General features: G+C 62.0%; 13 protein-coding genes. 4 read left to right on the forward strand and 9 right to left on the reverse strand.

The annotated features are described in order from the left end of the window. The first annotated feature begins 12 nt into the window (after window positions 1-12). The 4 genes from WNE31_RS08155 to WNE31_RS08170 all read left to right on the forward strand — a co-directional run bounded on the left by WNE31_RS08155 (window position 13) and on the right by WNE31_RS08170 (window position 3,519). Complete coding sequence (locus WNE31_RS08155; protein WP_349979238.1) at window positions 13-738, forward strand: 16S rRNA (uracil(1498)-N(3))-methyltransferase; 726 nt, start codon at window positions 13-15, stop codon at window positions 736-738. Then, the gene (locus WNE31_RS08160; protein WP_349979239.1) at window positions 735-1,577 is read left to right on the forward strand and encodes a GNAT family N-acetyltransferase; all 843 of its coding nucleotides are present in this window, start codon (window positions 735-737) and stop codon (window positions 1,575-1,577) included. The genes WNE31_RS08155 and WNE31_RS08160 overlap by 4 nt, the downstream gene beginning before the upstream one ends. Continuing rightward, window positions 1,574-2,083, forward strand: a complete 510-nt coding sequence (locus tag WNE31_RS08165; RefSeq protein ID WP_349979240.1) for a hypothetical protein — start codon at window positions 1,574-1,576, stop codon at window positions 2,081-2,083. The genes WNE31_RS08160 and WNE31_RS08165 overlap by 4 nt, the downstream gene beginning before the upstream one ends. Before the next feature lie 65 nt (window positions 2,084-2,148). Further along, a complete protein-coding gene (locus WNE31_RS08170; protein WP_349979241.1) occupies window positions 2,149-3,519 on the forward strand; it encodes a glutamate--cysteine ligase in 1,371 nt (456 codons plus the stop codon). A gap of 51 nt (window positions 3,520-3,570) precedes the next feature. Here the strand turns inward: WNE31_RS08170 and WNE31_RS08175 are convergent, their stop codons facing one another. From WNE31_RS08175 to WNE31_RS08215, 9 genes are all read right to left on the reverse strand, one after another. After that, window positions 3,571-4,113 carry a DUF805 domain-containing protein gene (locus tag WNE31_RS08175; RefSeq protein WP_349979242.1) on the reverse strand — a complete coding sequence of 181 codons (543 nt, stop codon included), beginning with the start codon at window positions 4,111-4,113 and terminating at the stop codon, window positions 3,571-3,573. A gap of 96 nt (window positions 4,114-4,209) precedes the next feature. Further along, entirely contained in the window at window positions 4,210-4,818 is a 609-nt protein-coding gene (gene plsY / locus WNE31_RS08180) for a glycerol-3-phosphate 1-O-acyltransferase PlsY (RefSeq protein ID WP_349979243.1), read from the reverse strand. Continuing rightward, window positions 4,818-6,095, reverse strand: coding sequence for a dihydroorotase (pyrC, locus tag WNE31_RS08185; RefSeq protein WP_349979244.1), 1,278 nt, complete (start codon window positions 6,093-6,095; stop codon window positions 4,818-4,820). The genes plsY and pyrC overlap by 1 nt, the downstream gene beginning before the upstream one ends. A 75-nt stretch (window positions 6,096-6,170) precedes the next feature. Beyond that, window positions 6,171-6,698, reverse strand: coding sequence for an aspartate carbamoyltransferase catalytic subunit (locus WNE31_RS08190; protein WP_349979245.1), 528 nt, complete (start codon window positions 6,696-6,698; stop codon window positions 6,171-6,173). Beyond that, entirely contained in the window at window positions 6,695-7,135 is a 441-nt protein-coding gene (locus tag WNE31_RS08195; protein ID WP_349979246.1) for a hypothetical protein, read from the reverse strand. Before WNE31_RS08195 ends, WNE31_RS08190 begins: the two co-directional genes overlap by 4 nt. Before the next feature lie 14 nt (window positions 7,136-7,149). Continuing rightward, window positions 7,150-7,644, reverse strand: coding sequence for a hypothetical protein (locus WNE31_RS08200; protein WP_349979247.1), 495 nt, complete (start codon window positions 7,642-7,644; stop codon window positions 7,150-7,152). Further along, complete coding sequence (locus tag WNE31_RS08205) at window positions 7,641-8,204, reverse strand: hypothetical protein (RefSeq protein WP_349979248.1); 564 nt, start codon at window positions 8,202-8,204, stop codon at window positions 7,641-7,643. Before WNE31_RS08205 ends, WNE31_RS08200 begins: the two co-directional genes overlap by 4 nt. 110 nt (window positions 8,205-8,314) lie before the next feature. Further along, the gene (locus WNE31_RS08210; RefSeq protein ID WP_349979249.1) at window positions 8,315-9,274 is read right to left on the reverse strand and encodes an aspartate carbamoyltransferase catalytic subunit; all 960 of its coding nucleotides are present in this window, start codon (window positions 9,272-9,274) and stop codon (window positions 8,315-8,317) included. A 122-nt stretch (window positions 9,275-9,396) separates the two neighbouring features. Continuing rightward, window positions 9,397-11,592 (reverse strand): hypothetical protein, encoded by a 2,196-nt coding sequence (locus WNE31_RS08215; RefSeq protein ID WP_349979250.1) that lies wholly within the window; start codon window positions 11,590-11,592, stop codon window positions 9,397-9,399. Window positions 11,593-11,707 lie beyond the last annotated feature (115 nt).

Raw genomic sequence — 11,707 nt, forward strand, 5'->3', positions numbered from 1 at the left:
ATGTAGGTGTCCATGAAACAGGCAAAAGTCAGACTGTATGTAGAGCAACCTTTGGGCCAAGGGCAAACGGTTCCTCTTGAGCGTGACCAGGCGCATTACCTGTTCGGGGTGATGCGCATGGGGGTGGGGGATTCCGTGTTGTTGTTCAATGGACAGGACGGTGAATGGCGCTGTGTGGTGGCACAGGCGGGCAAGCGTGGCGGGGAACTGGTGTGTGACGAGCAGACCAAGCCCCTGCAAATGCCGCCGGACCTGTGGCTGTTGTTCGCCCCGATCAAAAAGGCGCGCACGGATTTCATCGTCGAGAAAGCCGCAGAGATGGGCGCGGCCCGGATCATGCCGGTGCAGACAGCGTTCACCAATTCCGAACGAATCCGGCAGGATCGCTTGCAGGCCCACGCGGTCGAGGCGGCAGAGCAATGCGGCGGTACTTTCGTGCCCGAGGTTACGGATCTGCAAAAGCTGGACCGCGTGCTGGCCGACTGGCCCGAGGACCGGCAACTGATGTTCTGTGACGAGGCCGAGGTGGGCAGCGCCAAGCGTCTTGGCGCGTCTGTCGGCGGGAAGTGGGCCATCCTGATCGGCCCCGAAGGCGGCTTTTCCGAGGCTGAGCGCGCGCGGCTGCACGCGCATCCCAAGGCGCATGTCGTGGCGCTGGGCCCGCGCATTTTGCGGGCCGACACGGCAGCGGTGGCAGCGATGACCGTCTGGCAACAGGCGCTGGGGGACTGGACATGATCCGCAAGGCCGAAGACAAGGATATTCCCGCCATCGTCGCCTTTCTTGAGCGGCACATCGCAACCTCGATGTTCCTGCTTGGCAACCTCGAAGCCCATGGTCTCGAAAACCGCACACACCCTTGTGGCACTGCATTTTTCCTGCGTGAAACCGGCGACGGGATCACCGGAGTGTTCGGGGCTTCGAACGGGGGGCTGTTGATGTGCCAGCTGCCGGGAATCGGCCATACCGAAGCCCAGACCTATGCCCACCTTCTGAAAGGCTATACGCTGCGCGGCATGACCGGCGCGGCGGATCAGGTTGCAACCATTCTCGGGGCCTTGTCCGTGCCGCCCGAGGCGTGGAAGTCGAATACGGTGCAGCCACTTTATGCGCTGTCGCTTGAGTCCCTGTCTGACAGTGATGCCGTAATCCGTGCCCCTGAAGAGGCAGACCGCGCCATGCTGCAAGACTGGTTTACGGCCTATTCCGAGGACAATCCGATTGCCGCCAGCACGACGCCAGAAGCCCTTGCCGAGGCTGCGATCACGGGCGGGCGCGTGCGGCTGTTGTTTGACGATGGGGCACCTGTGGCCATGACCGCGATCAACGCCCGTTCGGACAGTGCGGTGCAGGTCGGCGGGGTGTTCGTGCCGCGCGATCTGCGCGGGCAGGGATTGGCGGGGCGGGTTGTAACCGCCCATCTGACCGAATTGCGCGAGGCCGGAATCACCCGCGCGATCCTGTTTGCAGCCACGCCCGATGCGGCACGGGCCTATGAGAAAATCGGGTTCGCACGCGCGGGCGATTATCGGGTGGCCCTTCTGGCCGAGGCGCACATGCTGGGAGATCCGGCATGAGCTTTGTGCGGCCCGAGGTCCGCAAGGCGCTGTACCACTGGCGCGAAGTGCTGGTTGGGGGCGCAGTGCTGATCTTGGGGCTTTATTGGGCCGCCGGGTTCGGTCTCTTGATGTGGATCGGGGGCGTGGTCGCCATCGCAGGTGGGGCCATGATGGTCGCGGGCATTCAGCGTGCGCGGTTTCGGGGCCGACAGGGCGGGCCGGGGCTGGTGCAGGTGGATGAGCGCGAGATCACTTATTACGGCCCGCTGGATGGTGGCGCGGTGGCGATTGACGAGATGACGGGACTGTCTCTGGATGCGCGCAGCACGCCGCCGGTCTGGGTCTTGCGCCAGCCCGGCGTGCCGCCTTTGCACATTCCGGTCAATGCCGAGGGCACCGATGCGTTGTTCGATGCCTTTGCAGCCCTGCCGGGGATTCGCACCGAGCACATGCTGGCGCAGCTGCGGGCGAAACCGGATCACCCTGTCGTGATCTGGTCAAAACAGGCCGCAAGGCTGCATTGACACCACGCGCGTTTCGCATCACCACTGACCAGACATGCGCATCCAACAGGATCGGAGACAAAGCGATGTCCATCCCTCAATCCGGCGGCGGGCCGATCGAACACCACTCGCAACTGGCCGAGTATCTCGAATCCGGCTGCAAGCCCAAGGAAGACTGGCGCATCGGTACCGAGCACGAAAAGTTTGGCTATTGCAAGGACACGCTGAAACCGCTGCCTTACGAGGGCAAGCGGTCGATTCAGGCCGTGCTGGAAGGGTTGCGCGATCGCTATGGCTGGAGCCCCGTTCTGGAAGCGGACAAGCTGATCGGGCTGGAAAAGGACGGCGCGAATGTCTCGCTGGAACCGGGCGGGGCGCTGGAATTGTCGGGCGCGCCCTTGGACAATATCCACCAGACCTGTGACGAGGTGAACGAACACCTGCGTGAAGTGAAGGATATCGCTGACGAGATCGGCGTTGGTTTCATCGGGCTTGGCGCGGCCCCGATCTGGACGCATGAGGAAATGCCGCTCATGCCTAAGGGGCGCTATCGCCTGATGAATGATTACATGGAAGAGGTCGGCACGATGGGCCGCGCCATGATGCGCCGGACCTGCACCGTTCAGGTGAATATCGACTTTGGCTCCGAGGCCGACATGGTGCAGAAACTGCGCGTGGCGCTGGCGTTGCAGCCGGTGGCGACGGCGCTGTTTGCAAACTCGCCCTTCTTCGAAGGAAAGGTGAACAACCACAAAAGCTGGCGCAGCCGGATCTGGCGGTCGCTAGATGACGCGCGCACCGGCATGTTGCCTTTCGTGTTCGAGGATGGGTTCGGGTTTGAACGCTATGCCGAATATGCGCTTGATGTGCCGATGTATTTTGTCTATCGCGATGGCAAATATATCAACGCGCTGGGTCAGTCCTTCCGCGATTTCCTGAAAGGCGAACTGCCTGCGCTGCCCGGTGAAACCCCGACGCTCAGTGATTGGGCCGACCACCTGACCACCGCCTTCCCCGAGGCCCGGATCAAGAAATATATGGAAATGCGCGGTGCCGATGGTGGCCCGTGGCGCCGCCTGTGCGCCTTGCCGGCGTTCTGGGTCGGGCTGACCTATGACCAAGGCGCACTGGATGCGGCGTGGGATCTGGTCAAGGGCTGGGATGCCGAGACCCGCGAGGCGCTGCGCGTCACCGCGTCCGAGGCTGGTTTGCAAGCCGTGGTCGGGGATATCAAAATGCACGATCTGGCGCGCGAGGTGCTGAAGATTTCCGAGGCGGGTCTTGTGGCCCGTGGCCGCGAAGGGGCAGGCGGGCTGGTGCCGGACGAGACCCATTTCCTGAGCGCCCTCAAGGAAAGCGTCGAAACCGGCAAGGTACCTGCGGATGAATTGCTGGAGCATTACCACGGCGACTGGAATGGCGATCTGACGAAGATCTACGCCGATTTCAGTTATTGATGCGAAGAGGGCGCCGGTTGGCGCCCTTGATCGTTTTAGAGGAGTGCCCTGTCAGGACGGGCGTTGCAGGACGCGCGACCTGTAATAGTCGTGGATCTCTTGCTTGCGGGCTTGCATCATCTCGGGGGTGGGTTGCGCCTTGAGACGGTCCAGCGCGGCATAGCCCTGCATCGGGTCGGGTTTGCCGGTGGATTGGCCTTCCCACTTGCCGCTGTTGCGATAGGGCGGGCCATAGATGTTGTCGTTTTGCTCGGATGGCAGGCAAAGCAGGAACAGGAACCAGAGCGGGCCGACAATTGGGACCATCACGATGAAGTACCAGAACCCCGACCGGCCACTGTCATGCAGGCGGCGCACCGTGACAGACAGGTTCGGAATGAACATCAGCAGGGTGAAAATGGCCGAGCTATAGCCGATATCGGTGGCGGTCGCGGTCTCGGCCACCAGAAGAACACGGATATCGGTCCAGACCAGACCGCTCATCACCACGAAGTGGATCAGGCCCCACCACCAGTATTCCGATCGGGGCGCGCGTCCGGAAAAATTGAACGCTTTGAAAAGGACGGATTCAGCAGCTGCGAGGGGGTTCATCATGACAAATCTCCGAAACTCGAAATAACGAGTCACAGGATGTCGGAAAAACCGGGCAGGACTGTGGCGCAATCTGCGCCAATCAGGGGCACGCCAGGGTCAGGTTTTCTTGCCGATGCGGGGTTCGGTACCGGCGCGCAGACGCTTGATGTTGTCGCGGTGGCGCCAGAACACCAACAAGGTGATCGCCGCCCCCATCACGATGGACGACCCATATCCGAGGAACAGCATCCAGAAGGTCGAGGTGCTGGCCGCGATCAGGGCCGACAGCGAGGAAATGCGCGACACGGCGGCGGTGGCCAGCCATGTCAGGCAGCAGGCAATCCCGACCGGCCAGGCCAGTGCGAGGATCAGCCCGAGGAAGGTCGCAACGCCCTTGCCGCCCTTGAAGCCCAGCCAGACGGGATAGCAATGTCCGAGAAAGGCCATGAAACCAGCAACTTGTGCCGCGTCTTCCCCAGCGAGGGCGCGCGCGATCAGGACCGCAACGGCCCCCTTGCCACCATCAAGGATCAGCGTTGCCGCGGCGGCGGGTTTGTTGCCTGTGCGCAGAACATTGGTGGCGCCGATATTGCCCGATCCGATGTTGCGCAGATTGCCAAGACCCATCACCTTGGTGATGACCATGCCGAACGGGATCGAACCAAGAAGATAGCCAAGCGCCGCCCAGATCAGCAGGACCGGCAACGTGTGGGTGATTTCGGGCATCAGTCTCTCCGATAGACGGCTTGGCCGGCGACATAGGTTGCCAACACCTTACCCTGCATGCGTTGACCGTCAAACGGCGTGTTCTTGGATTTCGATTTCAGGGCGAAACGGTCCATCACGAAGGGCGCATCGGGGTCAAACAGGACCAGATCTGCCGGTGCACCGGCGTCAAGACGCCCGTTCGGCAGGCCTAGACGCCGAGCGGGGTTCAGAGACATGGCGCGGAACAGGTCGGGTAGGGTCAGGTACCCGTTGTGATAAAGCTGCATCGCGGCGGGCAACAGGGTTTCCAGCGCCACGGCGCCGCTTGCGGCCTCTTCAAAGGGCAGGCGTTTGGATTCTTCGTCCTGCGGCGTATGCATTGACGAGATAATGTCGATCAGGCCGGTCTTCACCGCTTCGATGATGGCAAGGCGATCCTCTTCGGCACGCAGGGGCGGCTTGATTTTGAAGAAGGTCCGGTAATCGGCCACGTCCAGTTCGTTCAGCGTCAGGTGGTGGATCGATGTGCCTGCCGTGACGTCGAACCCGTTGGCCTTGGCCCGTTCCAGCGCGGGCAGGGCACGGGCGCAGGTGATCTGGTCTGCGTGATATTTCACGCCGGTCATTTCGACCATCGCGATATCTCGATCCAGCCCCATGCGTTCGGCCATGGGCGACACGGCGGGGAGCCCGCGCAGGGCGGCGAATTTGCCCCCGGTGGCGGCGGCCCCGCTGGATAGGATCGGTTCCTGCGGATGGGCAATCACCAGCGCGCCGAGGCTGCGGGCATAGGTCATGGCGCGGGCCAGAACCTTGGTGTCCGCGACCACATGATCGCAATCGGTGAAGGCAATCGCGCCTGCGTCCATAAGGAACCCGATCTCGGTCATCTCGCGCCCTTCACGCCCCTTGGTCAGGGCGGCCATTGGCACGACATTGACCGGCGCGGCCTCGTTCGCCCGACGGGTGACAAATTCAAGTGTTTCGGGGCTGTCGATGGCGGGGGTGGTGTCGGGGCGCGTGACCATCGTGGTGACGCCACCCGCTGCCGCTGCAATGCCCGCGGTTTTGTATGATTCCTTGTGGCGTTCGCCCGGTTCACACACTTTCACGCCGATATCGACGATGCCGGGGGCAAGGCACTTGCCGCCACAGTCGATCACCGTATCCGCCATAGGGGCAGGCGCGTCCCGACCGGTGGCGCGAATGTTGGTCCCCTCAACCAACAGCCAGCCGGGGCCCTCTTCGCCGCTGGCGGGATTGATCAGGCGGGCATTGGTGAACAGCGTTGTCATGCGGGGGGCCTCTCGAGTGTGCGACAGTCGGATCCTTGGCTTTGCGTATCCGTGATTTTCGCGCGGTCGTAAAGCCTAAGCATGGTCGCGGGTGTTTTTCTGGATGTCGCGGATCATCCGGTAAACCTCGCGCCCGTCGGCAATGCGTTCAAAGCCGATCGGCCCGATCCTTCGGTGGGCCCCGACATAGCGCCGCCCGTGTGCGAAATGGATGGTGGACAGGGTGGTGTCGTCAAAGGAAATCCGTGTGTCCGAGTCAATCGGATAGCTGTCCAGCGTTTTGCCCTTGACCGGAAGTTTCGTCGCCACGAAGGCGCGGCGGTCGGTCAGCGTGTACCATGTGCGGCGGCGGATGAAGGCGCCACCAAAGATCGGCCCCAGCGCGATCAGCAACCCAACGCAGAAATGCAGCAAACCGAACATCCAGAAGGCCCCGCCGCCTTGTGCGGCCATGACCATCCAGAACAGGGCGAAGCCCGCGAAAAACAGGCCGAAGATCAGGCTGACAAGGTTGGCCGGGTCCAGCACAAGGTCGCCGTCGGGACGTCCCTGCCAGAGAATACGCTCGTCCGCGTCAAGGATGCCGTCCCAGCCGTCGTTCACCCGCGCCCCCCGACCTGGGCCGACTGGATCTGGCGAATGGTTCCGGCCACGTCGGGCTGATATTTCAGCAGGTGTTTGTCGCCGCTGCTGGTGACGACCTGCACCACGCTGCCCAGCTTGTTCAACTGCTTGATCTCGCCCAACCGGATCGCGCGGCCCATCGGACCCAAGAGGCGCTGGTTGGTCAGATCCCAGCGGACCGAGAGTTCCTCGCTCATCATGTACCAGCCCCGGATCACGACCGCGGCCAGGCCGCCCACGGCGCCGGTCCAGACATAGGGGTTGCCCAGCAGGTAGAGGATCAGCATGCCACCTGCCATGGCGAACACGGCCATCCACGCATTGGTGCGGATATAGGTGGCACGGTCGGCACGGAACGAGGTCAGAACCTCTTCGCCGTCATTGAGGGGGCTGTCCGGGGTCAAGTTGGGGGCCATTTTGCGGTCTCCGGTCACGTGGGAAAGGGGGGTGTCCGCGCATCGCGCGCAGACCTGATGCTGCTTTGGATATGTTTGCTGTTGGGCAGATATTTCAACTGCACCGTCATGCCGTTGTCCAGCCGCAGATGCACCGCCCACCACATCCAGCGCCGGATGCGCGTGATCTCGGCTAGCTCGATATAGGCGGGGCTGTTTTCTGCGTCGGAATTTGCGAAGATCAGGCGCTGATCGGTCAAAAGCCAGACATCATCGCGACGGCGGATCCATTCAAGGTGGTCGTCGAACAGGAACACGTAAATGACCAGAGACCCGAGCGCGCTGACCAGCCACGCCCAGAAACTGTAGGTCACGATCAGTGGGCCGAACATCAGAAGGGTCAGCCCGGCGACCAGCAGTAGTTTCCCTGCAAACAGCCCGAATTCCGGCCGCCAGTCTGCCAGCAGACGTTCACCAGTGCGATACTGAATCGCGCCCGGCGCCTGAAGAGAGGCATCGTCCGGCGTCATCGCAAAAACAGGAAGGCCAGCAGCGCGAGTACCGCCAGCAGCACCGGAAGTGCGATGATGGCCAGAAGAACCATCAGATGCGGATTGCCCGAAGGCGCGGACGGTGTGTTTTTTGGGGGGGCGACAGGGCCTTTGGCCGACTCGCTGGGCAGGGGGGCATAGACCACCGGCGGGCGATCCTCGAAATAGGTGCCGACCCAACGCAGGGGCGCGCGGGGCGCGAGGGTCTGGGCAAAGCCACCAAACGCCGATGACAGCACGATCAGCACATGGCCCTTGAGGGCATCAAGCTGCTGTCGGTCCTCCTTGAGCGCACTGGCATCGACGCCAAGCCCTTCGACAAGATATCCGGACAGGCCCATTTCACCCAGATCAGCGACATCAAACAGTTCGATGAAATCCGAGTCGAGGTATTTTGCCCCAAGTGCATCACGCAGGGGCCAAGGCGGATCATGGGGATCGGCGGTCCAGTCCGGTTCGACGGACATGAGCGGTGGTTCGGCCTCGGGGTCGATCGAGAAAATGCGGATCAAACCGCGTTCCTGTTCCGAGACCTTCATCGCGCTATCCTGCGATCCAGATCATCAGGCCGACCATGGCAAACATCACGAGCAGGGCCACTGTGGCGACGCGTCCGCTCATCTTGGGGTCTTTGGGGTCTTCCATCCTGTCAAGCCTCGACCGTTTGGGCGGCGCTGCGTTCGGCCCTTAGGTTGCGCGCCAGAAGGTCCATCGCGGCCATGCGCACGGCCACACCCATTTGCACCTGCTCCTGAATGACCGAACGGTTGATGTCATCGGCGATTTCGCCATCTATTTCCACGCCCCGGTTCATCGGTCCCGGGTGCATGACGATAGCGTCGGGTTTGGCATTGGCCAGCTTTTCGGCGTCCAGACCGTAGCGGTGATAATATTCTCGTTCTGACGGGATAAATCCGCCATCCATGCGTTCTTTCTGAAGGCGCAGCATCATGACGACATCGACGTCTTTCAGGCCTTCGTTCATGTCCTCGTAGATCTCGGCTCCGAATTCAGCGAATTGCGCAGGCACCAGCGTCGGCGGGCCGACAAGACGCACGCGGTTTTCCATCTTGCCCAAGAGGATCAGGTTCGACCGTGCCACGCGGCTGTGGGCGACATCGCCGCAAATGGCAATGTTCAGACGGTGCAGCCTGCCCTTGGCGCGGCGGATGGTCAGCGCATCCAGAAGGGCCTGTGTCGGGTGTTCGTGTTTGCCGTCACCAGCGTTCAGCACGGCGCAGTTCACCTTTTGCGACAAAAGATCGACCGCCCCCGAATGCGGGTGGCGCACGACCAGAAGGTCCGGGTGCATCGCGTTCAGGGTCATCGCTGTATCAATCAGGGTTTCGCCCTTTTTGATCGAACTGGCCTGCATCGCCATGTTCATGACGTCCGCGCCAAGCCGTTTCCCGGCCAGTTCGAACGAGGCCTGAGTGCGGGTCGAGTTCTCGAAGAACATATTGATCTGGGTCAGCCCAGTCAGCGCATCGGCATGTTTCTGTTCGCGACGGTTCAGATCGACATATTGGTCGGCGAGGTCCAGAAGCGTGGTGATCTCGGTCGGGTGCAGGGGTTCGATCCCGAGAAGGTGCTTTTGGCGGAAGGTCATGGGCCGTCACTCCGTGGCTGATCTGCCCTGCTTATAGGAAGCGCGCGCGCGCGGGGCAAGCGGGGTGCAGTGGCCCCCGTGCCGGTCCCGTCCAATGACTTGCTGTCCCGGTCTGGCGGCCCCTATTCCTCTGGGGCCACGCAGGTGTTACGCGGGGTGCAGACCTTGTCGGCATCGCAATAATAGCCATCACCGCAATAAGTTTTGCCTTCGGGATAGCAATGCCCATCCTCAGAGCAGATGTCGGTGGCGTCACAGATATAGCCATCCCCGCACCGGAAAGCCCCTGCATCTGAACATTTCCCGCCAGTCAGGCAAATCGTGTCCTTGGGACAGATATGTCCCGAGGGGCACTGCTGCATGCCCGGTTTCGAACATTTCCCATCGGCGAGGCAAAGCGTGTCGGGCGGGCAGATGCCACCATCGTCGCAGGCCACCGCGCCCACCTCTGAACACCGCCCGCCCTTGAGGCAGAAGCTGTCTTTCGGGCAGACCGTGCCATTCGAACACTGCACCGCGCCTTTTTCGGAACACCCACCGCCGGGCAGGCACAACTCGCCCGGATCGCAGACCGTGTTGTCTTCGCACAGGGTTGCCCCCCGTTCGGAGCAGCGCCCCCCCTTGAGGCAGATGGTGTCTGGCGGGCAGACCACGCCGCTTTTGCACTGTACCGCCCCAACCTCGGAACAGCCGCCACCCGGCAGGCACAGCTTGCCCGGCCCGCAGACCCTGTTGTCTTCACAGAGCGTCGACCCCGGTTCGGAACACTTGCCGTTCTTGAGGCAGATCGTGTCTTTCGGGCAGGTATGGCCCGAGGAACAAACCTTGTGACCTTCCGGCACGCATCCGCCGTCCGGGTGACAGGTTTTGCCGGGGCCACAGACCTTGTTGTCCTTGCAAAGGGTCGATCCCGGTTCCGAGCATTTCCCGCCCTTCATACAGATCGTGTCCTTCGGGCAGGTGTGGCCGGATTTGCAGACCTTGTGCCCCTTGGGCGCGCACCCGCCGCCGGGGATACAGGTGCGGTCCGGCGGACAGGCCACGTTGTTGTCACACACCTTGGCGCCGGGTTCTGAGCACTTGCCCCCTTTCAGGCAGATCGTGTCCTTGGGACAGGACGTGCCGCCCTCACAGAGTTTGTGCCCCTTGGGCGAACATTTGTTGTTGGGCAGGCAGATCGTATTCGAAGGGCAGATCGACCCGTTCTTGCATTTGACAGCGCCAATCTCCGAGCATTTTCCGCCCGACAGGCAATATGATCCCTTGGGGCAGGATTTGCCATATCCGCAATCGGTTGCCCCCTTTGGGATGCATTTCGCACCGCGTGAACAATCCTGTGACGGGTTGCAAACATCGCCCGACGGGCAGCGTTTTGCACCGGGGGCTGAACATTTGCCATTACCGATGCAAAGCCGTCCGTCCTTGCAGAACTGGCCATTACCGCAATCATCCGAGTTGGCGGGCCTGCAGCCGCCGCCGGACAGGCACTTGGTGCCGGGGTTGCAGATGCTGCCGGTGTTGCAACGCGTCGCACCGGGCTGCGAGCAACCGCCCCCGGGCATGCAATAGACGCCGGGGTTGCAGTAAGATCCGTTGCCGCAATCTATGGTCTGCTTGGCGATACAGCCCCCCGTTGAGGCGCATTTTTGGTTGGGGCCACAGATACCGCCGTCGCGGCACTGGGTCGAGCCGGGGGCTGAACAGCGTCTACCTTGCAGGCAATAGGTGCCCGAGGGGCAGTAATATGACCCGCAATCTACCGAACTGCGCGGGATGCAGCCCCCGCCGGAAGAACACTTCGTGCCCGACGCACAACTGCGCCCGCGGCCGCAATAGCTGTGTCCGGGCGGAATACAGAATTCACGGTCCTGCGCACAGCGCCATCCGGAGGGACAACAATAGGTGCCGCCCCCGCAATAGCCGTATCCCGGTGGGCAGTCATAGTGATAGCCGCCATCGGATGCGGGAATGAGCGGGTTGCCGTTCTCGGGCGGCAGAATCGGGGGCAGCAGGCTGGCAATGTCAGTCTGGTGGAGCGGAGCCGGTTCTACCTCGAGCACGTCTTCTGCAGGGCTGGGGGGCACGGCGCGACGCAGGTTTGCCCACTGGTCGTCGGGGTCAAGAGGGGCAGCTGCGTCGGCCTCTATAGCTTCGGATTCTGCAAGGGGCGCAAAGCTGTCTGCAAGGGTGGTCAGACGTTTCCAGATCGCGCCGTCCTGCGCTTGGACCGGCGCGGCGTGAAACGCAATAGCACACAGGAATAGGGCGCACAGCCATATAGAGGCACGGCGCGACCGTGCTGAAAACAACCTAACCAAATCTGTCCCTCCGAATATTATGTTACAAGTCTTGAGGGGTTTTGCTTTTTTCTCAAGAAAATTCCGGGATCTGCGGGGACTGCTTTCCTTCGACCATCACGCAGGATAGCTTTTG

The organism is Shimia fortis, assembly GCF_040225985.1.
Lineage (GTDB): Bacteria > Pseudomonadota > Alphaproteobacteria > Rhodobacterales > Rhodobacteraceae > Shimia.

Coding starts and splice junctions, on each gene's coding strand:
- WNE31_RS08155 (WP_349979238.1), top strand. CDS start 13: ATGAAACAGGCAAAAGTCAGACTGTATGTAGAGCAACCTTTGGGCCAA.
- WNE31_RS08160 (WP_349979239.1), top strand. CDS start 735: ATGATCCGCAAGGCCGAAGACAAGGATATTCCCGCCATCGTCGCCTTT.
- WNE31_RS08165 (WP_349979240.1), top strand. CDS start 1,574: ATGAGCTTTGTGCGGCCCGAGGTCCGCAAGGCGCTGTACCACTGGCGC.
- WNE31_RS08170 (WP_349979241.1), top strand. CDS start 2,149: ATGTCCATCCCTCAATCCGGCGGCGGGCCGATCGAACACCACTCGCAA.
- WNE31_RS08175 (WP_349979242.1), bottom strand. CDS start 4,113: ATGATGAACCCCCTCGCAGCTGCTGAATCCGTCCTTTTCAAAGCGTTC.
- plsY (WP_349979243.1), bottom strand. CDS start 4,818: ATGCCCGAAATCACCCACACGTTGCCGGTCCTGCTGATCTGGGCGGCG.
- pyrC (WP_349979244.1), bottom strand. CDS start 6,095: ATGACAACGCTGTTCACCAATGCCCGCCTGATCAATCCCGCCAGCGGC.
- WNE31_RS08195 (WP_349979246.1), bottom strand. CDS start 7,135: ATGGCCCCCAACTTGACCCCGGACAGCCCCCTCAATGACGGCGAAGAG.
- WNE31_RS08200 (WP_349979247.1), bottom strand. CDS start 7,644: ATGACGCCGGACGATGCCTCTCTTCAGGCGCCGGGCGCGATTCAGTAT.
- WNE31_RS08205 (WP_349979248.1), bottom strand. CDS start 8,204: ATGAAGGTCTCGGAACAGGAACGCGGTTTGATCCGCATTTTCTCGATC.
- WNE31_RS08210 (WP_349979249.1), bottom strand. CDS start 9,274: ATGACCTTCCGCCAAAAGCACCTTCTCGGGATCGAACCCCTGCACCCG.